Origin of the sequence: Pseudomonas sp. CCC4.1 (assembly GCF_035019225.1) — a bacterium.
GTDB classification, from domain to species: domain Bacteria; phylum Pseudomonadota; class Gammaproteobacteria; order Pseudomonadales; family Pseudomonadaceae; genus Aquipseudomonas; species Aquipseudomonas bubulae.
The window spans coordinates 17827-38995 of the sequence record NZ_JASJWL010000047.1; the positions used below are offsets into that span (position 1 = coordinate 17827).

The window sequence follows — 21169 nt, forward strand, 5'->3', positions numbered from 1 at the left end:
CTGCATGCATCAATTGACTCTGGCCGAGATCGCCCGCGGACTCGCCGATAAAAAGTTTTCTTCCGAAGAGCTGACCAAGACCCTGCTGGCGCGTATCGCCCAGCTCGATCCTCAGCTCAACAGTTTTATCACCCTCACCGAAGACCTTGCCCTGGAGCAGGCCAAGGCCGCTGACGCACGCCGCGCCAACGGTGAAAGCGGTGCCCTGCTGGGCGCCCCGATCGCTCACAAGGACCTGTTCTGCACCCTGGGCGTACGCACCAGCTGCGCCTCGAAGATGCTCGACAACTTCAAGGCACCGTACGACGCCACAGTGGTAGCCAAGCTGGCCGCTGCCGGCGCCGTAAGCCTGGGCAAGACCAACATGGACGAGTTCGCCATGGGTTCGGCCAACGAATCGAGCTACTACGGCGCGGTCAAAAACCCGTGGAACCTTGACCACGTACCCGGCGGTTCGTCGGGTGGTTCGGCCGCCGCCGTTGCCGCCCGCCTGTTGCCTGCCGCGACGGGGACCGACACTGGCGGATCAATCCGACAGCCGGCAGCCCTGACCAACCTCACAGGCCTGAAACCGACGTACGGTCGCGTTTCGCGCTGGGGCATGATCGCCTACGCCTCCAGCCTCGACCAGGCCGGCCCGCTGGCTCGCACGGCCGAAGACTGCGCCATCCTGCTGCAAGGCATGGCCGGTTTCGACCCGCAAGACTCCACCAGCATTGACGAACCCGTACCGGACTTCAGCGCCAACCTCAATGGTTCGCTGAATGGCCTGCGTATCGGCGTGCCTAAAGAGTTCTTCAGCGAAGGCCTCGACACGCGTATCGCCGAGCTGATCCACAACAGCATCAAGGAACTGGAAAAACTCGGCGCCGTGATCAAGCCGATCAGCCTGCCGAACATGCAGCACGCGATTCCTGCGTACTACGTCATCGCACCTGCCGAGGCCTCGTCCAACCTGTCGCGTTTTGACGGTGTGCGCTTCGGCCATCGCTGCGAAAACCCCAAGGACCTCACTGACCTGTACAAGCGCTCGCGCGCCGAGGGCTTTGGCCCGGAAGTACAGCGCCGGATCCTGGTGGGGGCCTACGCCCTGTCGGCGGGCTACTACGACGCTTACTACCTGCAGGCGCAAAAAATCCGTCGCCTGATCAAAAACGACTTCATGGCGGCATTCAACGAAGTCGACATCATCCTCGGCCCGACCACGCCTAACCCGGCCTGGAAAATCGGCGCTAAAAACAGCGACCCGGTTTCCGCCTACCTGGAAGACGTCTACACCATCACCGCCAACCTCGCGGGCCTGCCGGGCCTGTCGATGCCAGCCGGTTTTGTCGATGGCTTGCCAGTGGGCGTGCAGTTGCTTGCACCTTATTTCCAGGAAGGTCGCCTGCTCAACGTCGCCCACCAGTATCAGTTGAACACTGACTGGCACACGCGCTCACCTGCCGGCTTCTGAGGAGAAACATATGCAATGGGAAGTTGTGATCGGGCTGGAAATTCACTCCCAGCTCGCCACCCAATCGAAGATTTTCTCCGGTAGTGCCACCACCTTTGGTGCAGAACCGAACACCCAGGCCAGCCTGGTAGACCTGGGCATGCCCGGCGTATTGCCGGTACTGAACCAGGAGGCCGTGCGCATGGCCGTCATGTTCGGCGTGGCAGTAGATGCCGAGATCGGTCAGCACAACGTGTTTGCCCGCAAGAACTATTTCTACCCCGACCTGCCCAAGGGCTACCAGATCAGCCAGATGGAGTTGCCGATCGTCGGCAAGGGTCACCTGGACATCACTCTGGAAGACGGCACCGTCAAGCGGGTCGGCATTACCCGCGCGCACCTTGAAGAAGACGCCGGCAAAAGCCTGCACGAAGATTTCAGCGGCTCCACCGGCATCGACCTGAACCGCGCGGGCACACCGCTGCTGGAAATCGTTTCCGAACCGGACATGCGCAGCGCCAAAGAGGCCGTGGCCTACGTCAAAGCCATGCACGCCCTGGTACGTTACCTGGGTATCTGCGACGGCAACATGGCCGAAGGCTCGCTGCGTTGCGACTGCAACGTATCGGTGCGCCCGGTGGGTCAGGCCGAGTTCGGCACCCGCTGCGAGATCAAGAACGTCAACTCGTTCCGTTTTATCGAGAAGGCGATCAACAGCGAAATCCAGCGCCAGATCGAGCTGATCGAAGACGGCGGCAAGGTTATCCAGCAAACCCGCCTGTATGACCCGAACAAGGACGAAACCCGCGCCATGCGCAGCAAGGAGGAAGCCAACGACTACCGTTACTTCCCCGATCCCGACCTGCTGCCGGTGGTGATCGAAGATGCGTTTATCGAACAGGTTCGCGCCACCCTGCCAGAACTGCCACCGCAAAAGCGCGAGCGCTTCCAGTCGCAGTTCGGCCTGTCGGCCTACGACGCCAGCGTTTTGGCCTCCAGCCGCGAACAGGCGGACTACTTCGAAAAAGTCGTGAGCATCAGCGGCGACGCCAAGCTGGCGGCCAACTGGGTCATGGTTGAGCTGGGCAGCCTGCTTAACAAGCAAGGCCTGGACATCGACCAGTCACCGGTAAGCGCCGAACAGCTGGGCGGCATGCTGCAGCGCATCAAGGACAACACCATCTCCGGCAAGATTGCCAAAGTGGTGCTTGAAGCAATGGCCAATGGCGAGGGCAGCGCTGACGAGGTCATCGAAAAGCGCGGTCTCAAGCAAGTCACCGACAGCGGCGCCATTGAAAAGGTGCTGGACGAAATGCTGGCGGCCAACGCAGAGCAGGTCGAGCAATACCGTGCGGCAGATGAAGCCAAGCGCGGCAAGATGTTCGGTTTCTTTGTCGGCCAGGCGATGAAAGCGTCCAAAGGCAAAGCAAACCCGCAACAGGTCAACGAGCTGCTGAAAAGCAAACTCGAAGGCTAAGCCACTCAACTGTGGGAGCGGGCTTGCCCGCTCCCACAGATTTTTGTGGTTATTTCCCGCAACAGAAGGATTCCCCCATGAAGCAGCTACTCGGCGCCTGCGCCCTGCTCAGCTTGCTCGCCGGCTGTGCCAGCCATGACATAGACCCCCGCGGCTATGACAAAACCGGCATTGCCTCCTATTACGGCGCTCGCCACCACGGCAAGCGAACCGCCAGCGGTGAACCTTTCGACCAAAATGCCCTTACCGCTGCCCATCCCGCCCTGCCTTTCGGGACGCGGGTACTGGTCACCAACTTGAGCAACGACAAATCCGTCGTGGTACGCATCAATGACCGCGGCCCGCATACGCGCAGCCGCTTGATCGATCTTTCACGCCAGGCCGCCAGGCAGTTGGATATGCTGCGCAGTGGCACGGCTAAAGTCCGGGTCCAGGGCTTGAGCGACTAAGCGAGGGGGTCACTATTTTCGGCTTGAACGCATTATCTGCGTGGAGCGTGCTGCAACTGTTCGGCGGCCTGGTGCTGTTGATTGCAGGTGCGCAGCTGTTGGTGCGCTGCGCAGAGCACATTGCGAGCAAATTGAAGGTACGGCCACTTCTGGTCGGCTTGACCGTGGTAGCAATGGGCAGCAGCGCACCCCAGATGACGGTCAGCCTGCAGGCCGCGCTCAATGACACCGCGGACATTGCCGTGGGCAGTGTCATTGGCAGCAATATTTTTAACATCCTCGTCACCCTCGGGCTTTCGGCGCTGATTATTCCACTGCGGGTGTCGCGACAGCTGGTGCGCCTGGACATCCCGTTGATGATTCTCGCCAGCATCATGGTGTTTGCACTGGCCCTGAACCATCAACTCGACCGCCTGGACGGCGCACTGTTGCTGGTCGGCTTGCTGGTGTACCTGTTCTTGCTGCTGCACCAATCCCGCCACAGCGGTCACCACCACCCCGGCCGCGACACCCCTCACGCTTCATGGCTACGCACACTCACGCAGATGGGCTGCGCCTTGCTCCTCCTCGGCTTTGCCGGCCACCTGCTGCTGGGCGCTGCCGTCGAGGTGGCGTCAGAGCTGGGCCTGTCCGAACGCATCATCGGCCTGACCATCATCGCTGTGAGTACCTCACTGCCCGAGCTGGCCACTTCCCTGATTGCTGCATTTCGCGGCCAGCGTGAAATTGCGGTGGGCAACGTCATTGGCAGCAACGTGTTTAACCTGCTGGGCGTATTGGGGCTCACCGCCCTGCTGGCGCCCGCGCCACTGTCGGTGTCGCCCAATGCACTGGCCTTCGACCTGCCGGTAATGCTGGGCGTGGCAGCACTGTGCCTGCCGGTGTTCTATAGCGGCTATCGGGTGACACGGGCAGAAGGCTTGCTGTTTCTCGGCTTGTATCTGGCGTATGGCCTGCACGTAGTGTCATTCACCACCGGCATGCCGCTGGCAGGCAAGCTCGAGCATCTGATGCTGTTTTACATTCTGCCGGCTTTGTCGCTGTTTCTGCTGTTCAGCACTTTGCGTGCATGGCGCCGACAACATTGAGGCGTGGTGACTACCACTTAATGCAGGAACAAAACTTACAACAAAGACAGGTACATCCTGCTGAAGTATTTAGATAACTCCCGTAAACATGGAGGATGCCGCGCGATACATGCGCCTCTGGTATTTACGGGCCTGCCATGAACTCACTTCGCTCCCTCGTTTTACTCGCCCTCACCCTGCTGACAAGCGGTTGCAGTTACGCATCGGATGCCGCGATGACCTGCTTCATCAACAACGGTCAAGATTTCAGTAAAGTATTGGGCTGCTACAAACAGGCTCAAGCTGATCAGGCGCTGACGCACAAGTTCATCGGCTCAACATTGTTTCCCGGGGTGGAAAGACGTCGCTTCGAGCTTCAGTCCCAGCGCTGGACAGGGCATGACTTCGCTCGCCCGACCGACTGGGTTCACACTGTCGATATCTATATTCCGCAAGCTGCATTGAATAGCCAGGCACTATTGATCGCCAATAACGGGATCAATATCCCTGCAACCGACAAACCCCTGCAACCTTCAACAGACTTTACCGAAGAAATGGCACTCGGCATTGCCCGGCAAACGCAAACCATTGTGGCCTCTGTCAGCAATATCCCGAATCAGTACCTGACCTATACCGATGATGACCTGGCGCGTCGCGAAGATGACAGCGTGGCCCATAGCTGGTCTCTGTTTCTAAAAAACCCTGAGACCCGGCCATTTCTTTCGCTGCACATTCCCATGATGCTCACACTGGTCAAAGCCATGGACCTTGCCCAGCAGGAGCTCAAGCCATGGCAAATAGATCGTTTTATTGCCAGCGGCGCGTCCAAACGGGGGTGGGCGGTATGGATGACGGCGCTGACAGACTCGCGGGTGAGCGCAATAGCTCCCTTTGTTATCGATATTCTCAACACCAAAGCGGTTCTGAAACACACCTATGGTGCTTATGGTAAAAGCTGGCCGATTGCTTTCAATGCCTATCACCACGAAGGCATTACGCAACAGTTAGAAACGGCTGATTTCGACAAACTGATGCAGATAGAAGACCCTCTGCTCTATGTCAAATCATCAACCGACAGGATGACAATCCCCAAGTACATCGTGAATGCCAGCAGCGATGACTTTTTTCTCCCGGACAACGCACGGTTTTATTTTGACGCGTTGCCTGGAACAAAAATGCTCCGTGTCGCACCCAACGCAAGCCATTACGGGATCAAGGCATTTATCGAGAGTTCGTTGATTGCTTTTACCAACCGACTGCAACAGAAACGTCCATTACCGACCCTGACAACCATCGAAAAAACCGAATCGGCAAGTTCAAAAATGCAACTTGGGTTTTCTGAACGCCCCACCAAACTGGTTCAATGGCGCGCGTTCAATCTCAATGATCGTGATTTCCGACTGGCCTGCGGTATCAGGTACGAAGCCACCCCGATTGTCATGACCGAAAACAACACGCTTACCGTTGAGTTGAACTCACCCGAAGAGGGCTGGAGCGCCAACTACATAGAGGCCACGATGGCCGACGGCCTGGTCATCAGTACGCCTGTACTGGTTTTGCCGCACACCTATCCGACCTGGACACCCAAACAAATCGGGCCTGCATGCAGAAACCTGAACGATCCAGCCTGAGATTAAATCCAGCCGCCCCACTGCAACACAAAAATCCCGATATTGGTGGTGATAGCCGCCATCAAGGTGGTGATCACGATAATCGCTGCTGCCAGCTCGTGATTACCATTGGCTGCCCGCGCCATGACATAACTGGCAGCCGCCGTAGGGCTGGCGAAGTACAGGAACAAAATCCCCAGTTCCGGCCCGCGAAAACCGCAGATCCAGGCGCCGAGGGTTGCCAGCAGTGGCATGCTGACCATTTTCACCAGGCTGGCGCTCAGCGCCATGTCGCCACTTTTGCGCAGGCTCGCCAATGACAGCGTGCCACCGATGCAAATCAGCGCCAGCGGCAAGGTCATCGCCGCCAGATACTCACCCGATGCCTGCAACCAGCCAGGCAAGCTGATCTTGAACAGCGCAAAGGGCACTGCAGCCAGAACACTGATGATCAGCGGGTTCTTGACCACACTTTTGCAGATACTCCACGGATCGGACTTGATGACCGGGCTGTAAACCGCCAATACGATGGTCGACAGGGTGTTGTAGAGCAGGATCACCAGGCCGGCGAGCACTGCCCCCAGTGAAATCCCGTAGTCGCCGTACATGCTGGCCGCCAGAGCCAGGCCGATAACCCCGTTATTACCGCGAAAAGCGCCCTGGGTGTAGATGCCGCGATCTTCCCGCGGGCAGCGCCAGATTGACCAGCCCCACGCCAGGGCAAAGCTGAACAGGGTCGCCGCGACAAAATACGCCAGCACCTTGGGCTGCAAGGCAGCCCTGAGGTCGGCGTGCAAAATACCCAAAAACAACAACGCCGGCATGGTGACGTTAAACACCAATGCCGACGCCGTATGGATAAAGTTGTCATTGATCCAGCCCACGCGCTTGAGCACCACGCCTAAAAACAGCATGGCAAACACGGGAGCCGTAATGGAGAGCGTCTGAAGGAATATAGCCAGCATGTCGGCGCTCTCGTGAAGACAGGACAGGTTGAAGCCTTCCAGGGGTCAGCTTCAACGACCTTTATTACATACCTTTGACGGCATAAATGCCGGCAGCATTACGCCAGTAGCCTTTGTAGTCCATACCATAGCCAAACACGTAACGGTCAATGCAAGGCAAGCCCGTGTAGTCGGCCTTCAGGTCAGGACGCGCCTTGCGGTCATGTTCCTTGTCGATCAATACCGCGGTATGCACCTGACGGGCACCGGCGTGTTTGCAGAAATCAACGATCGCGCTCAGGGTGTGACCTTCATCGAGGATGTCATCGATGATCAGTACATGACGGTCTATAAACGAGACTTCAGGCTTGGCTTTCCAGAACAGGTCACCACCCGTGGTTTCATTGCGATAGCGTGTCGCATGCAAATACGACGCTTCAAGCGGAAATTGCAGATGGGTAAGCAGCTTGCCGGAAAAAATCAGGCCGCCGTTCATCACACAAAATACCACTGGATTGGTCTCGGCCATTTCAGCCGTGATTTGCGCGCCAACGCGGGCAATGGCTGCCTCGACTTCAGCTTCGGTGTACAGGCAGTCAGCCTCTCGCATGATTTGACGGATATGCTCGAGATCAGCAGACATGACGCTCTCCAGGGGGTGTTGTGCAAGAAAAGCGGGCAAAGGTACGCATCCGCTTGGCTCAGATCAAGCATTTATGGACTAACGTGCAGTAATGTCTGTAGGACATCACCCCGGATTAGATTAATCTAGGCCGGTTTTTTTGCCTGCCCCCGGAGTTTTTCCCTATGCCTATCCGTGAGATACGCCATCCGCTAATCCGTCACAAACTCGGCCTGATGCGTCGTGCTGACATTAGCACGAAGAATTTCCGCGAGCTCGCTCAGGAAGTCGGCGCGTTGCTGACCTATGAAGCCACCAGTGACCTGACCCTCGAAACCTACGATATCGACGGCTGGTGTGGCACTGTTCAAGTTGAAAAAATCGCCGGTAAGAAAATTACCGTCGTCCCGATCCTGCGTGCAGGTATCGGCATGCTTGAAGGCGTCCTTAGCCTGATCCCGGGCGCCAAGGTCAGTGCTGTCGGCATTGCCCGCAATGAAGAAACCCTCCAGGCCCACACTTACCTGGAAAAACTGGTACCGGAAATCAACGAGCGTCTGGCGATGATTATCGACCCGATGCTGGCCACCGGTTCCTCGATGGTTGCCACCATTGATCTGCTGAAAAAAGCAGGCTGCAAGGAAATCCGCGCCATGGTGCTGGTTGCTGCGCCTGAAGGGATTGCAGCTGTTGAAGCCGCTCACCCGGACGTAACCATCTACACCGCCTCCATTGATGAGCGTTTGAACGAGCACGGCTACATCATTCCGGGCTTGGGTGATGCCGGCGACAAGATCTTCGGCACCAAGCAAAAGGACATTTAACATGCAGGACGAGTTCAACGACCCGCTCTGGCGCCAGATCATATCTGGCGCGCAGATGCTCTTCGTGGCCTTTGGCGCGTTGGTGTTGATGCCTTTGATTACAGGCCTGGACCCTAACGTTGCGCTGTTCACGGCGGGTCTCGGGACTCTGCTGTTCCAGATCGTGACCCGGCGCCAGGTGCCGGTCTTTCTGGCTTCGAGTTTCGCTTTCATTACTCCGATCATTCTCGCCAAGGGTCAGTTCGGCCTGGCCGCGACCATGGGCGGCGTGATGGCAGCCGGTTTCGTGTACACCTTTCTCGGTTTCGCGGTAAAGCTCAAGGGCACCGGTTTTATTGACCGCCTGCTGCCACCTGTGGTGATTGGCCCGGTGATTATCTCGATCGGCCTCGCGATGGCACCCATTGCTGCACACATGGCCATGGGTCGCGCTGAAGATGGCACCGAGCTGATTCACTATCAGACGGCAATGCTGATCTCGATGCCAGCACTGCTGACCACCTTGATCGTGGCCGTATTCGGCAAAGGGATTTTCCGTCTGGTGCCGATCATTGCCGGCGTGCTGGTAGGTTTTGGCATGGCGTTCTACTTCGGTGTTGTCGACACCGCCAAGATCGCCGCCGCCCCCTGGTTTGCGCTACCGCACTTCACCGCGCCCGAATTCAACTGGCAGGCGATTCTGTTTATCGTCCCCGTGGCACTTGCCCCGGCCATTGAACATATCGGCGGTGTCATTGCCGTAGGCAGCGTAACCGGTCGCGACTACCTGAAAAAACCGGGCCTGCACCGCACACTGTTCGGTGACGGCATTGCCACCACTGCAGCCGGCTTGCTGGGTGGCCCACCCAACACCACGTACGCCGAAGTGACAGGCGCGGTGATGCTAACCAAGAACTACAACCCGAAAATCATGACCTGGGCGGCGATCTTCGCCATCAGCCTGGCATTTATCGGCAAGTTCGGCGCACTGCTGCAAAGCATTCCAGTGCCGGTGATGGGCGGGATTCTGTGCCTGCTGTTCGGTTCGATTGCGGCGGTGGGCATGAACACCCTGATCCGCCATCAAGTCGACCTGAGCGAAGCACGCAACCTGGTAATCGTCTCGGTGACCCTGGTATTCGGGATTGGCGGCGTACTGATCGGTACGGGGATGGGGCCTGAGGACTTCGGTCTCAAAGGCATCGCGCTGTGCGCCATTGTGGCGATTGCGCTGAACCTGATCCTGCCGGGCAATGACAGCTGGAAGCACAAGAAAAAAGGTGACGGCCCCGTCATCTGACCTGTAATCCTTGTGGGAGCGGGCTTGCTCGCGATGGCATCACCTCTATCCAACAGATAGACCGCGTTGACTGCATCGCGAGCAAGCCCGCTCCCACAGGGGTTTTCTACAGGGCCAGCGGCGCCCTCTCACACAACGTGTTCAACGCCTGCGCCCACTGCGGGTGGTCATTGAGACACGGCACCAGCACCAACTCCTCGCCCCCCGCCTCGATAAACTGCTCGCGTCCGCGATCGCCAATCTCTTCCAGGGTTTCAATGCAATCGGCCACAAACGCCGGGCACATCACCAGAATCTTCTTTACCCCTTGCTTGGCCAACGCATCCAGACGCGCCTCAGTGTAGGGTTCAATCCACTTGGCCCGGCCCAGACGGGACTGGAACGCCACCGACCACTTCCCTTCAGGCAAGCCCATGCGCTCGGCAAAGGCCTGTGCGGTGCGCAGACACTGCGCCCGATAACAGGTGGCAAGTACCGCAGGCGATGCATTCTTGCAGCAGTCATCATTTTTGAAGCAGTGGTTGCCGGTCGGATCCAGCTTGTGTAAATGCCGCTCGGGCAAGCCGTGAAAGCTCAGCAGCAAGTGATCGTAATCCTGCTCCAGATGCGGTTGGGCACTTGCCACGAGAGCATCGAGGTATTCGGGCTGATCATAGAACGGTTGCAGGATGGAGAACTGGACAGGCAGCTTTTTGGCCTTTACCACCCGCTTGGCCTCTTCAATCACCGTGGTCACGGTGCTGTCGGCGAACTGCGGGTAAAGCGGCGCCAGAGTGACCTTTTTGATGCCCTGCGCAGCAATACGGGTCAACACGGTTTCAATCGATGGCTCGCCGTAACGCATTGCCAGCTCGACCGGGCCCTGGCTCCACTCTTTGGTCATGGCCTGTTGCAAACGGCGGCTCAGTTCCACCAGCGGCGAACCTTCCTTCCACCAGATCGAGGCATAGGCATGGGCCGATTGCTCGGGCCGCTTGATCAGAATCAGCGACACCAGCAAGCGTCGCACCGGCCACGGCAGATCGATGACGTACGGGTCCATTAAAAACTGATTCAAGTAGCTGCGTACATCCGCTACCGAAGTAGACGCCGGCGAACCCAGGTTAACCAGCAACAGCGCGTGATCGGTCATGCAACTTCCTATTTCAGGGGCGGGCGGCGACATCTTCGAGCGCCGCACGCAAATCGGTGAACTGAAAAGTAAAACCCGCTGCCAGCAGTTTTGCCGGTTGAGCCCGCTGGCCACCCAGCAACAAACCGGCCATCTCGCCGAGCAGCACACGTAACACAAAGGCAGGCATGGGCATAAAGGCCGGGCGGTGCAACACGCGACCCAGCACCTGAGCAAATTCGCCATTGCGTACCGGATGCGGCGCGCAGGCATTATAAGGACCGCTTGCGGCATTCTCATGCACAAGAAAATCAATCAGGGCGATTTGGTCATTGATATGAATCCACGGCATCCATTGCCGACCATTGCCTATCGGCCCGCCCAGCGCCAGCTTGAACGGCAACAACAGGCGCGACAAAAAGCCGCCTTCGGCCGCCAGCACCAGCCCCGTGCGCACCAGGACCACGCGCCCCCCCAAAACCTGTGCCCGCTGAGCGGTCTCTTCCCAGGCGATACACAAGTGGCTGGCGAAATCCTCACTCACCGTCGGCGACTCTTCTGTCAGCTCGCGCTCACCACCGTCGCCATACCAGCCCACCGCCGAACCCGATACCAGCACTGAAGGCTTTTGCGCACGACTTTGCAACCAACCCACAAGGGTCTCGGTCAAGGTGATGCGGCTGCTCCACAACAAAGCCTTGCGCTTGCGGGTCCAGGGCCGATCGGCAATCGGCGCGCCGGCCAGGTTGATCACCGCATCAATCGGCTCCTCACCAAGCTCTTCAAGCAGGGCAATCCCTTTGACCTGGGCACCGCATAATTGAGCCACCTGTTCGGGGCGACGGCTCCACACACTGAGGCGATGGCCTTGCGCCAGCCAGTGACGACAGAGCTGACGCCCTATCAAGCCTGTACCGCCGGTCAGCAAAATGTGCATGAGTTGATCCTCACAAGGAGTTTTATCGGGAGCACTGGTCTATTTTTATATAAAGACCTTTTATCGGTCGTTGAGCTGATTTAAGAATAGGCCACATGGATCTGGAATAAACACTAAAACCTATACTAAAAAACATAATTGTACAGGTATTGCCGACGGCGTAGTCTGTGCAAACAGAGATCGGGGGCCACAATGACTGTACCCATCGCAATTATCGGTGCCGGCATAGCCGGGCTGTCAGCCGCAAATGCCCTGCACAAGGCGGGGCATGCAATTCAATTGTTCGATAAAAGCCGGGGCAGCGGTGGACGCATGTCGAGCAAGCGCAGTGATGTCGGGGTACTGGACCTGGGGGCTCAGTATTTCACCGCACGCGACCGCCGTTTTGTCGATGAAGTCCAGCAATGGCAAGCCGAAGGCTGGGCCGCCGAGTGGGAACCGCACCTGTACCACTATAAAAATGGCCTGTTAAGCCCCTCACCCGACGAGCAAACCCGCTGGGTGGGCACGCCGCGCATGAGCGCCATTACCCGAGGCCTGCTGGGCCATTTGCCCGTGAGTTTCTCCTGCCAGATCACCGACCTTATACGCGGCGAAAAACGCTGGCACTTGCTGGATGCCGAAGGTGAGGAACACGGCCCGTTCAGCCACGTCATCATCGCCACTCCGGCACCACAAGCCACGTCCCTGCTGGCCAGCGCACCCAAGCTCGCAAGCGCTGCTGCCGGTGTGAAAATGGAACCGGCCTGGGCCGTGGCACTGGCGTTCGAATCCCCCCTCGACACGCCCATGGAAGGCTGCTTCGTGCAAGGCAGCCCGCTGGACTGGCTGGCCCGTAACCGCAGCAAACCCGGGCGCGACAGCCAGCCTGACACCTGGGTCCTGCACGCCACCAGTGCCTGGAGCAAACAGAACCTCGACCTGCCCAAAGAGTCAGTGATCGAACATCTGCACGGCGCATTTGCCGAGTTGATGCACTTCCCTACTCCCGCACCGATTTTCAGCCTGGCCCACCGCTGGCTCTACGCCCGCCCTGCTGCGGCGCATGAATGGGGCGCGCTGGCCGACTCCGATCTGGGCCTGTATGCCTGTGGTGACTGGTGCTTGTCAGGTCGCGTGGAAGGCGCCTGGCTCAGCGGCCAGGAAGCAGCGCGACGGCTGATCGAGCATCTGGATTGAAGCCACAACACGTGCCGCAGCAGCTGCCGCAGGAACGAGCAGCTGCTACGCGGGATTAACAACCCTTCAAATACCTGTACAATAAATTTGACTTGTACAACATCTGGCATATGATGAACTCAAGTTGTACATCACCAAAAAGATGTACAAGTAATTCTTGGAGGTTCGTCACATGCCCAGCCCCGCATCTGCCCGGCACAAACCCAAAATAGCCATCAGCGCCTGCTTGTTGGGGGCTGAAGTGCGGTTCAACGGCGGGCATAAAGAGTCACGCCTGTGCAGCCAGGCCCTGACCCAACACTTCGAATTTGTCCCGCTTTGCCCCGAGGTCGCCATCGGTCTGGGCATTCCGCGCCAGCCGGTGCGATTGGTGGGCAACCCCTTACAACCCCAGGCTGTCGGCACGGTCGACAGCACGCTGGACGTGACCCGGCCCCTGCACGACTACGGCGTGGAAATGGCCGCGGCGCACACCGATATCTGCGGCTACATCTTCATGCAGAAGTCACCGTCCTGTGGCCTGGAGCGGGTCAAGGTGTATCAGGACGGCGGACGCCCTGCCGAACTGAGCGGGCGCGGCATCTACGCCCGGGCATTCTGTGACGCTCAACCCGATTTACCCGTGGAAGAAGACGGCCGTTTGAACGACCCGGTGCTGCGGGAAAACTTCATGACCCGGGTGTACGCCTACAGCGCCTGGCAGGCACTGCTCAAACAGGGCGTTACCCGCCGCTCACTGACCGAGTTTCATGCCCGCTACAAATATCTGCTGATGGCCCATCATCCGGTGCAGTACAAAACCCTCGGCAACCTGCTCGGCAGCCTTGGCAAGCAAGACCCTATGGGCATTGCACCGCAGTACTTCAGCGAACTGATGAAAGCCCTGAAAAAATGCGCCACCCGCCGCACCCACACCAATGTGCTGCAACATATCAGCGGCTACCTCAAGCAAGCCATCAGCGCCGAAGACAAGCAGGAAGTCCAGCAACTGATTGGCCAGTACCTGCACGGCATCGTGCCACTGGTGGTCCCGCTGACCCTGCTCAAGCATCACTTTCGCCTGCACCCCCACCCGTACATCTCGCGCCAGGTTTACCTGCAGCCGCACCCGGAAGACCTCAGCCTGCGTAATGCCATCTGACCATGAATGATGACCTGATCATGTCCAACACCCCTGGTACGGACTACAGCCAGGCACTGGCCGAAGGCTGGCTGCCCATCCGCGAAGTATCGCGCATCACCGGTGTGAATGCCGTGACCCTGCGTGCCTGGGAACGCCGCTACGGCTTGATCGTGCCGCACCGCACGGCCAAGGGCCATCGCCTGTTCTCGACCGAGCATATCCAGCGCATCCAGCAGATTTTGTTGTGGCTCAACCGTGGCGTGTCGGTCAGCCAGATCAAGCCGCTACTCAACGCGCCGCCGACTCTCGCCCCGGCACCTGACAGCGACTGGCAGGCGTGGCGGCAAACCATGATTGAAGCCATCAGTGAGCTGGCCGAACGCCGCCTCGACGACTGCTTTAACCAGGCAATGTCGCTCTACCCTGCCCGCCCGCTCTGTGAACAACTGCTGCTGCCTCTTTTGAGCGAGCTGGAACAACGCTGGCAAGGGCAGTTCGGTGCGCAATTGGAGCGGGTGTTTTTCCACTCCTGGCTGCGCAGCAAACTGGGTGCACGGATTTATCACAACAACCGCTCGCTCAAGGGCGCGCCGGTACTGCTGATCAATCATTCCGACCTGCCCTTCGAGCCGCAACTGTGGCTGACCGCCTTGCTGGTCAGCAGCAGCCACTGCCCGGTCGAAGTCTTCGACGCACCTGTACCCGGCGGCGAACTGGGCCTGGCTGTCGAGCATTTGAAGCCCCGCGCCGTGGTGCTGTATTCCAGCAAAACCCTCAATACCCATCAACTGCCCCGACTGCTGCAGGGTATCGACTGCCCGATCCTGATCGCCGGACCGACGGTATGCATCCACTTCGACCAGTTGTCCGTAAGTACAACCGAGATCGCAGGATTGTATCTGGCCCACAACCCGGTAGAGGCCCATCAACGCCTCAGCCAACTCGGCCTTTATCGCTAGGAAATGATATGCAACTGATCTGGCTGCGCACCGACTTGCGCCACGACGACAACACCGCCCTGAGCGCCGCTGCCAAACGCGGCCCCACCCTGGCCGTATACCTGATCAGCCCCGAGCAATGGCTGGCCCATGACGATGCGCCAAGCAAGGTAGACTTCTGGCTGCGCAATCTGCGCACGCTGAGCAACAGCCTGCAACAGCTCAATATTCCTTTGCTTATTCGTACTGCGCCCAGCTGGGACCAGGCGCCTGCGGTGCTCCTTGAGCTGTGCCAGCAGCACGGAGTTGAGGCGGTACACACCAACCAGGAATATGGCATCCATGAAACCCGCCGCGACCAGGCAGTTGCCCGGGCCCTTGAAGCCCAGGGCATCGAGTTTCACGGTTACCTCGACCAACTGTTGTTCCAGCCGGGCAGCATCCTCACGCAGTCGGGCTCGTACTTTCAGGTCTTCAGCCAGTTTCGCCGCATCTGCTACAACCGCCTGCACATGGCCTTGCCCAAGCTGGTTGCCAGGCCTGAAAAACAATCACCGCTGAATATCCAGAGCGACGTCATACCCAAGTCTGTCAGCGGTTTCGCCGTACCCAGCGATTCGCTGCGCGCATTGTGGCCAGCAGGCGAGGATCAGGCTCGCCAACGCCTGGCACAGTTTGCCGATGAGCAGATCCACTACTATCAGGACGAACGCGACCTGCCCGCCAAACCCGGTACCAGCCAGCTGTCGGCCTACCTCGCGGCAGGCGTGATCTCACCCCGCCAATGCCTGCACGCCGCATTGCAAAGCAACAACGGCGAGTTTGAAAGCGGCAGCCCGGGGGTCTTTACCTGGATCACCGAGCTGCTGTGGCGCGAGTTCTACAAACATATCCTGGTGGGCTACCCACGGGTCTCACGTCACCGCGCCTTTCGTCCGGAAACCGAATACCTGCCCTGGCGCCACGCGCCGGATGAACTGGCCGCCTGGAAACAGGGCCGCACTGGCTTCCCGATTATCGACGCGGCCATCAGGCAACTGCTGGAAACCGGTTGGATGCACAACCGCCTGCGCATGGTAGTGGCTATGTTCCTGACCAAAAATCTGCTGATCGACTGGCGCGAGGGCGAGCGCTTTTTTATGCAGCATCTGATCGACGGTGATCTGGCCGCCAACAATGGCGGCTGGCAGTGGAGTTCATCCACGGGAACCGACTCGGTGCCGTATTTCCGTATTTTCAACCCGATCACCCAGTCCGAACGCTTCGACCCCGAGGGTAAATTTATCAAGCACTGGCTGCCCGAACTGGCCGAGCTGAACAAAAAACAGGTGCACAACCCCGCATCGGTGGGCGGGTTGTTTGGCGTGGCCAATTACCCGGCGCCCATCGTCAACTTGAGCCAAAGCCGCGACCGCGCCTTGAGCGCCTTCAAAAATCTGCCCTCCCGGCAAATGCTGGAGGCCAGCCATGGCTGATCGGCGGCGGATCTGGCTCACGGGCGCGAGCAGCGGCATTGGTGCGCAAATGGCCGAAGAGTTGCTCAGTAGCGGCGCCCGGCTGGCATTGACAGCCCGCACGCTGGCGCCTTTGAAAGCCTTGTCCGACCGTTACCCCGGACAGGTCTTGCTGGTGCCCGGCGACCTGACCGACAGCCTGCAGGTACGCGAAATTGGCAAGCGCATCATCCAGGCCTGGGGCGCGCTGGACACCGTAATCCTCAATGCAGGCACCTGTGAGTATGTTGATGCCCGCCACTTCGACGCCGCACTGGTCGAGCGCGTGGTGCGCACCAACCTGCTGGCCAACAGCTATTGCCTGGAAAGCGCACTGCCACTGCTGCGCGCAGGCTCGCGCCCGCATCTGGTGGGAGTGGTCAGCTCGGTCACCTTATGGCCATTGCCTCGGGCCGGGGCCTACGGTGCGTCAAAAGCCGGCCTGCGCTACTTGCTCGAATCGTTGCGCATCGATCTGGCCCAGGAACAGATCGATGTCACCCTGGTCAGCCCCGGCTTTGTCGATACCCCGCTCACTGAACACAATGACTTCCCGATGCCCATGCGCTGGCCTGCACACAAGGCGGCACGGCATATTTGCCAGCGCCTGGAAAAACGCCCGCTGGAGATCGCCTTCCCGACGCTGTTCATTGCCTCCTTGCGGCTGCTGGCAAACCTGCCAAAGCGCCTGCAAGTGGCGTTAGGCAAGCGTCTGGCACGTACATCCGACGGTAAGCCATCATGAAAATAGCGATCATTGGCAGCGGGATTTCAGGGCTGACCTGCGGCTACCTGCTGCATAAAGAACATGATGTCAGCGTGTTCGAGGCCAGCGACTGGATCGGCGGGCACACCCATACCGTCAATGTGAGCGTCAAAGGCCAAACCTATGCCGTGGACACCGGCTTTATTGTGTTCAACGATTGGACTTACCCTAATTTCATCAAATTGATGGAGCAATTGGGTGTTGGCTCCAAAGCCACTGAAATGAGTTTTTCAGTCCACGACACCGACAGCAACCTCGAATACAACGGCAATACCCTCAACAGCCTGTTCGCCCAGCGCAGCAACCTGTTGTCGCCCAGGTTCTGGGGCATGTTGCGCGATATTTTGCGTTTCAATCGCGAGGCCATTCGCGACCTGGACGAACAACGTATTGCCAGCAACACCCGGTTGGGCGACTACTTGCGACTGCGGGGTTATGGCTCGCGCTTTATCGAACACTATATCGTGCCGATGGGGGCTGCGATCTGGTCAATGTCACTGGTCGAGATGCAGGCCTTTCCATTGCAGTTCTTTGTGCGCTTTTTCAAGAATCACGGCCTGCTCAGCGTCAGCAATCGCCCGCAATGGCGTGTGATTGAAGGCGGTTCCAGTAGCTACCTAAAACCCTTGAGCGCAGGATTTGCCGACAGGATTCGCCGCAACTGCCCGGTTATCCAGGTTGAACGCAATGCCGAAAGCGTTCTGGTGCACAGCGTTGGCGGTACTGAATCTTTCGACAAGGTGATCTTTGCCTGTCACAGCGACCAGGCCCTGAAGCTGCTGGCCAAGCCCTCGGTTGCCGAACAACAGATTCTGGGAGCCATGCCATACGCCGACAACGAGGTCGTGCTGCACACCGATACCCGATTACTACCCGACCGAAAGCTGGCTTGGGCTAGCTGGAATTATCGCCTGGGCGGTGCAGGGCAAAAACGTGCAGCCGTAACCTACGATATGAACATCCTGCAAGGGATTCAGAGCGAGACCACTTTTTGCGTCAGTCTCAACCAAACCGCAGCAATTGACCCGCTCAAAGTGCTGGCCAGCTACACCTATGCCCACCCGCAATACAGCCTGGACGCCGTCGCCGCGCAAGCGCGCTGGCAAGAACTGCTGGGCGCACAGCACAGCTACTTTTGTGGCGCTTATTGGGCCAACGGCTTCCATGAAGACGGCGTGGTCAGCGCCTTGCGCGTGGCCCAGGCCTTTGGTCAGCAATTATGAACAGCGCCCTGTACAGCGGCTGGATCGGCCATCGGCGCTTTGCTCCAAAGCCCCATGCCTTTCGCTATCAGATCGGCCTGTTGTATCTGGATCTGGATGAGCAAGACGCTGTACTGGGGCTTTCACCACTGGCAGGCAAAAGTCGCTTTGCGCCCTTCTCGTTTCGTGAAACCGATTACCTGAAAACCTTCACCGCAACCGGCATGCGCCTGATTGATGCAGTACGCCAGCAAGTTTCCAGCGCTTTGGGTTATACGCCGCAAGGCCCGATATGCGTGCTCACACAAGCCCGCAGTTGGGGGCTGTCCTTCAACCCGGTGAGCTTCTTCTATTGTTACGAAGCTGACGGAAAACTGGCCGCCCTCCTGTGTGAAGTCACCAATACGCCTTGGCGCGAACGTTATCACTATGTGCTTCCCGCCAATGGAGACGGTCTTTCCCACGTTGCCGTGGCCAAAGCCTTCCACGTATCACCTTTTCTGCCACGGGATCTGGAATACCACATGAGCTTCAGCCCGCCCCAGGCCCGGCTCGGGGTGCATATGGCCGACTGGCAAGGTGATCTGAAACTGTTTGATGCCACCCTCAACCTGCAACGCACTCCCCTGGACCGCCCGGGCCTGCACCGCTATCTGCGGCAGTTCCCGTGGATGACCGCCAAAACCTGCCTGGCCATTTACTGGCAAGCGTTGCGCCTGTTTCTTAAACGCACACCGATTTTTTCCCACCAGGCCGCCGACGGCGCCTTTCGCATTGCCGCCCTGCAACCCAAGGATCAACGCCATGAAGAGCCCTAGCCTGGTGAGCAAAACCTCACTGTCGACTACCCATAACCTGACCAGCGCACTACTGCGACGCGGGGTGCTGCGCCAGCTCAGTCAATTGAAAAGCGGGCATCTGGTGGTCACCGAAAACGGTGAACGCCTGATCTTCGGTGACAGCGGCGCGGGCCTGGTCGGCGAGGTGCAGATTCACGATACAAGTGTCTGGGGCATGATCGCCAGCAACGGCTCGATTGGCGCCGGCGAAGCCTTTATTCATGGCTACTGGAGTTCACCTGACCTGACCAAAGTGATCCGCGTACTGGTCAGCAACATGGACGTGCTTGATGCCATGGAAGGTGGCCTGGCCCGCCTGGGTCGCCCGCTGATTCGTGGCTTGCACTGGATCAATCGCAACACCCGCAAGGGCTCGCAAAAAAACATTGCTGCGCATTACGACCTGGGTAATGACATGTTCGAGCAATTCCTCGACCCGACCATGATGTATTCCGCCGCGCAGTTCTTAACGGCTGACGACACCCTGGAGCAAGCCCAGCTTAACAAGCTGCAGCGCATCTGCCAGAAGCTCGACCTCAAGCCCGCAGACCATTTGCTGGAAATCGGTACCGGCTGGGGCAGCATGGCGCTGTATGCAGCGCAACATTACGGCTGCAAGGTGACGACGACTACATTGTCCAAAGAGCAATTCGACTACACCCAAACCCGTATCGAAGCGCTGGGCTTACAAGAGCAAGTAACGTTACTGCTGGAGGATTACCGCGACCTGACCGGGCAATACGACAAGCTGGTGTCGATCGAGATGATCGAAGCAGTCGGCCATCACTTCTTGCCCAGTTACTTCAAGCAATGCGCCCGCTTGCTCAAGCCCCACGGCCTGATGCTGCTGCAAGCCATCACCATTCGCGAGCAGCGTTACGAGCAGGCAAAAAGTAGCGTGGACTTTATCCAGCGCTACATCTTTCCCGGTGGTGCACTGCCTAGCGTGCAAAAAATGCTCGAAATTGTCGGCAAGGACACCGATATGAATCTGATGCATATGGAGGATTTTGGCCTGCACTACGCCAAAACCCTGCGCTTGTGGCATGAGAACTTTCGCCGCGCACACGGCCGTTTAACGGAATTGGGCTACGACGAATACTTTCTGCGCCTGTGGGAGTTTTACCTGTGCTACTGCGAGGGCGGCTTTCTCGAGCGCAGCATCGGCACCGCACAATTGTTGCTGGCCAAGCCGGCGGCCATGCCCGAACCATTGCTTGGCCGGTTCAATGCTTAAAAACCTGGTAAATGCCGGGCTGTTCCAGCTCGGCTGGTTTGCCTGTGTATTGGGCGGCAACAGCCTGTGGTTGCTGCTGGCCGCGGGCGCCCTGCTGGTGCATCTGCTGTTTATCAGCCGCTCATTGGCAGAAGTGCGCCTGGTAGTGGTCGTGTGCGTGCTCGGCAGTACGGTGGACAGCCTGTTGCTCAATGCCGATGTTTTCGCCTTCAAGCAGCCCGGCATAGTGATTCCGTTCTGGCTGATGTTGCTTTGGGCCCTGCTGGCCATCACCTTGAACCACTGCCTGGCGTGGACTGCCAAGCCCTGGTGGCGTGCTGTTTTGCTGGGAGCCATCGGTGGACCGCTGTCGTATTACGCCGGGCAACGTCTGGGCGCGGTGCAATTCCCGCTGGGCCTGTGGCCGACGCTGGCCGGGTTGAGCCTGTTGTGGGCTGGGTTGTTTGCGGTCCTTGTAGCGATTGCCGACAGGCTACGTCCGGTTGCGCAGCAAGTGTAAATCCTGAGAGCGAGTTTCATCTGGCAAACCGCAATGGCTGACTTTACGACGGCTGCGGCAGCTGCAAGGTCTGAAGGAAATTTTAACTGTGGGAGCGTTAACCGGCAACAGAGTATCTACTGTCTCTTATACACATCT

The 21169-nt window shown here is 58.5% G+C and carries 20 protein-coding genes; 16 read left to right on the plus strand and 4 right to left on the minus strand.

The annotated features are described in order from the left end of the window. Positions 1-4: 4 nt before the first annotated feature. From gatA to QN377_RS16955, 5 genes are all read left to right on the plus strand, one after another. Positions 5-1456: an Asp-tRNA(Asn)/Glu-tRNA(Gln) amidotransferase subunit GatA gene (gatA, locus tag QN377_RS16935; protein ID WP_095018245.1), complete on the plus strand. Its 1452-nt coding sequence runs from the start codon at positions 5-7 to the stop codon at positions 1454-1456. Between the two features lie 10 nt (positions 1457-1466). Then, positions 1467-2912, plus strand: a complete 1446-nt coding sequence (gatB, locus tag QN377_RS16940) for an Asp-tRNA(Asn)/Glu-tRNA(Gln) amidotransferase subunit GatB (RefSeq protein ID WP_095018246.1) — start codon at positions 1467-1469, stop codon at positions 2910-2912. Between the two features lie 77 nt (positions 2913-2989). Beyond that, the gene (locus QN377_RS16945; protein ID WP_095018247.1) at positions 2990-3361 is read left to right on the plus strand and encodes a septal ring lytic transglycosylase RlpA family protein; all 372 of its coding nucleotides are present in this window, start codon (positions 2990-2992) and stop codon (positions 3359-3361) included. 47 nt (positions 3362-3408) lie between these two features. Then, complete coding sequence (locus tag QN377_RS16950; RefSeq protein ID WP_095018248.1) at positions 3409-4449, plus strand: calcium/sodium antiporter; 1041 nt, start codon at positions 3409-3411, stop codon at positions 4447-4449. Between the two features lie 137 nt (positions 4450-4586). Next, the gene (locus QN377_RS16955; protein WP_095018260.1) at positions 4587-6059 is read left to right on the plus strand and encodes a PhoPQ-activated pathogenicity-related family protein; all 1473 of its coding nucleotides are present in this window, start codon (positions 4587-4589) and stop codon (positions 6057-6059) included. Positions 6060-6061: 2 nt separating this feature from the next. Here QN377_RS16955 and QN377_RS16960 read toward each other — a convergent pair whose 3' ends face one another. Next, positions 6062-7003: an AEC family transporter gene (locus QN377_RS16960; RefSeq protein WP_095001119.1), complete on the minus strand. Its 942-nt coding sequence runs from the start codon at positions 7001-7003 to the stop codon at positions 6062-6064. 64 nt (positions 7004-7067) lie between these two features. Continuing rightward, on the minus strand, positions 7068-7625 hold the full coding sequence (locus QN377_RS16965) for a hypoxanthine-guanine phosphoribosyltransferase (RefSeq protein ID WP_095018249.1): 558 nt from the start codon (positions 7623-7625) through the stop codon (positions 7068-7070). Between the two features lie 164 nt (positions 7626-7789). Between QN377_RS16965 and upp the strand changes: the two genes are divergently transcribed. Next, on the plus strand, positions 7790-8428 hold the full coding sequence (gene upp / locus QN377_RS16970; protein ID WP_095001117.1) for a uracil phosphoribosyltransferase: 639 nt from the start codon (positions 7790-7792) through the stop codon (positions 8426-8428). Position 8429: 1 nt separating this feature from the next. After that, positions 8430-9707, plus strand: coding sequence for a uracil-xanthine permease family protein (locus tag QN377_RS16975; protein ID WP_095001116.1), 1278 nt, complete (start codon positions 8430-8432; stop codon positions 9705-9707). 106 nt (positions 9708-9813) lie between these two features. On the opposite strand, the gene hemH is transcribed toward QN377_RS16975, so the two are convergent. Continuing rightward, entirely contained in the window at positions 9814-10839 is a 1026-nt protein-coding gene (hemH, locus tag QN377_RS16980; protein ID WP_095001115.1) for a ferrochelatase, read from the minus strand. A gap of 13 nt (positions 10840-10852) precedes the next feature. Next, positions 10853-11755 (minus strand): TIGR01777 family oxidoreductase, encoded by a 903-nt coding sequence (locus tag QN377_RS16985; protein ID WP_169916758.1) that lies wholly within the window; start codon positions 11753-11755, stop codon positions 10853-10855. 192 nt (positions 11756-11947) lie between these two features. Here QN377_RS16985 and QN377_RS16990 point away from each other — a divergent pair, with 192 nt between their 5' ends. From QN377_RS16990 to QN377_RS17030, 9 genes are all read left to right on the plus strand, one after another. Beyond that, positions 11948-12934: an NAD(P)/FAD-dependent oxidoreductase gene (locus tag QN377_RS16990; protein ID WP_095001113.1), complete on the plus strand. Its 987-nt coding sequence runs from the start codon at positions 11948-11950 to the stop codon at positions 12932-12934. A 172-nt stretch (positions 12935-13106) separates the two neighbouring features. After that, on the plus strand, positions 13107-14075 hold the full coding sequence (locus QN377_RS16995; protein WP_095001112.1) for a YbgA family protein: 969 nt from the start codon (positions 13107-13109) through the stop codon (positions 14073-14075). A 2-nt stretch (positions 14076-14077) separates the two neighbouring features. Then, positions 14078-15016: a MerR family transcriptional regulator gene (locus QN377_RS17000; RefSeq protein ID WP_095001111.1), complete on the plus strand. Its 939-nt coding sequence runs from the start codon at positions 14078-14080 to the stop codon at positions 15014-15016. 8 nt (positions 15017-15024) lie between these two features. Further along, the gene (phrB, locus tag QN377_RS17005; RefSeq protein WP_095018250.1) at positions 15025-16470 is read left to right on the plus strand and encodes a deoxyribodipyrimidine photo-lyase; all 1446 of its coding nucleotides are present in this window, start codon (positions 15025-15027) and stop codon (positions 16468-16470) included. Continuing rightward, a complete protein-coding gene (locus QN377_RS17010) occupies positions 16463-17233 on the plus strand; it encodes an SDR family NAD(P)-dependent oxidoreductase (RefSeq protein ID WP_095018251.1) in 771 nt (256 codons plus the stop codon). Before phrB ends, QN377_RS17010 begins: the two co-directional genes overlap by 8 nt. Next, positions 17230-18477 (plus strand): NAD(P)/FAD-dependent oxidoreductase, encoded by a 1248-nt coding sequence (locus QN377_RS17015; protein WP_095001108.1) that lies wholly within the window; start codon positions 17230-17232, stop codon positions 18475-18477. The genes QN377_RS17010 and QN377_RS17015 overlap by 4 nt, the downstream gene beginning before the upstream one ends. Beyond that, positions 18474-19274 carry a DUF1365 domain-containing protein gene (locus tag QN377_RS17020; protein WP_095018252.1) on the plus strand — a complete coding sequence of 267 codons (801 nt, stop codon included), beginning with the start codon at positions 18474-18476 and terminating at the stop codon, positions 19272-19274. Before QN377_RS17015 ends, QN377_RS17020 begins: the two co-directional genes overlap by 4 nt. After that, positions 19261-20532, plus strand: coding sequence for an SAM-dependent methyltransferase (locus QN377_RS17025; RefSeq protein WP_095020518.1), 1272 nt, complete (start codon positions 19261-19263; stop codon positions 20530-20532). The genes QN377_RS17020 and QN377_RS17025 overlap by 14 nt, the downstream gene beginning before the upstream one ends. Then, positions 20525-21031 carry a DUF2878 domain-containing protein gene (locus QN377_RS17030; RefSeq protein WP_095023085.1) on the plus strand — a complete coding sequence of 169 codons (507 nt, stop codon included), beginning with the start codon at positions 20525-20527 and terminating at the stop codon, positions 21029-21031. Before QN377_RS17025 ends, QN377_RS17030 begins: the two co-directional genes overlap by 8 nt. The last annotated feature ends 138 nt before the right edge of the window (positions 21032-21169 follow it).

What these genes read in the sequence shown, in the direction of transcription:
- gatA (WP_095018245.1), top strand. Translation starts at nt 5, where the DNA reads ATGCATCAATTGACTCTGGCCGAGATCGCCCGCGGACTCGCCGATAAA.
- gatB (WP_095018246.1), top strand. Translation starts at nt 1,467, where the DNA reads ATGCAATGGGAAGTTGTGATCGGGCTGGAAATTCACTCCCAGCTCGCC.
- QN377_RS16945 (WP_095018247.1), top strand. Translation starts at nt 2,990, where the DNA reads ATGAAGCAGCTACTCGGCGCCTGCGCCCTGCTCAGCTTGCTCGCCGGC.
- QN377_RS16955 (WP_095018260.1), top strand. Translation starts at nt 4,587, where the DNA reads ATGAACTCACTTCGCTCCCTCGTTTTACTCGCCCTCACCCTGCTGACA.
- QN377_RS16960 (WP_095001119.1), bottom strand. Translation starts at nt 7,003, where the DNA reads ATGCTGGCTATATTCCTTCAGACGCTCTCCATTACGGCTCCCGTGTTT.
- QN377_RS16965 (WP_095018249.1), bottom strand. Translation starts at nt 7,625, where the DNA reads ATGTCTGCTGATCTCGAGCATATCCGTCAAATCATGCGAGAGGCTGAC.
- upp (WP_095001117.1), top strand. Translation starts at nt 7,790, where the DNA reads ATGCCTATCCGTGAGATACGCCATCCGCTAATCCGTCACAAACTCGGC.
- QN377_RS16975 (WP_095001116.1), top strand. Translation starts at nt 8,430, where the DNA reads ATGCAGGACGAGTTCAACGACCCGCTCTGGCGCCAGATCATATCTGGC.
- hemH (WP_095001115.1), bottom strand. Translation starts at nt 10,839, where the DNA reads ATGACCGATCACGCGCTGTTGCTGGTTAACCTGGGTTCGCCGGCGTCT.
- QN377_RS16985 (WP_169916758.1), bottom strand. Translation starts at nt 11,755, where the DNA reads ATGCACATTTTGCTGACCGGCGGTACAGGCTTGATAGGGCGTCAGCTC.
- QN377_RS16990 (WP_095001113.1), top strand. Translation starts at nt 11,948, where the DNA reads ATGACTGTACCCATCGCAATTATCGGTGCCGGCATAGCCGGGCTGTCA.
- QN377_RS16995 (WP_095001112.1), top strand. Translation starts at nt 13,107, where the DNA reads ATGCCCAGCCCCGCATCTGCCCGGCACAAACCCAAAATAGCCATCAGC.
- QN377_RS17000 (WP_095001111.1), top strand. Translation starts at nt 14,078, where the DNA reads ATGAATGATGACCTGATCATGTCCAACACCCCTGGTACGGACTACAGC.
- phrB (WP_095018250.1), top strand. Translation starts at nt 15,025, where the DNA reads ATGCAACTGATCTGGCTGCGCACCGACTTGCGCCACGACGACAACACC.
- QN377_RS17010 (WP_095018251.1), top strand. Translation starts at nt 16,463, where the DNA reads ATGGCTGATCGGCGGCGGATCTGGCTCACGGGCGCGAGCAGCGGCATT.
- QN377_RS17015 (WP_095001108.1), top strand. Translation starts at nt 17,230, where the DNA reads ATGAAAATAGCGATCATTGGCAGCGGGATTTCAGGGCTGACCTGCGGC.
- QN377_RS17020 (WP_095018252.1), top strand. Translation starts at nt 18,474, where the DNA reads ATGAACAGCGCCCTGTACAGCGGCTGGATCGGCCATCGGCGCTTTGCT.
- QN377_RS17025 (WP_095020518.1), top strand. Translation starts at nt 19,261, where the DNA reads ATGAAGAGCCCTAGCCTGGTGAGCAAAACCTCACTGTCGACTACCCAT.
- QN377_RS17030 (WP_095023085.1), top strand. Translation starts at nt 20,525, where the DNA reads ATGCTTAAAAACCTGGTAAATGCCGGGCTGTTCCAGCTCGGCTGGTTT.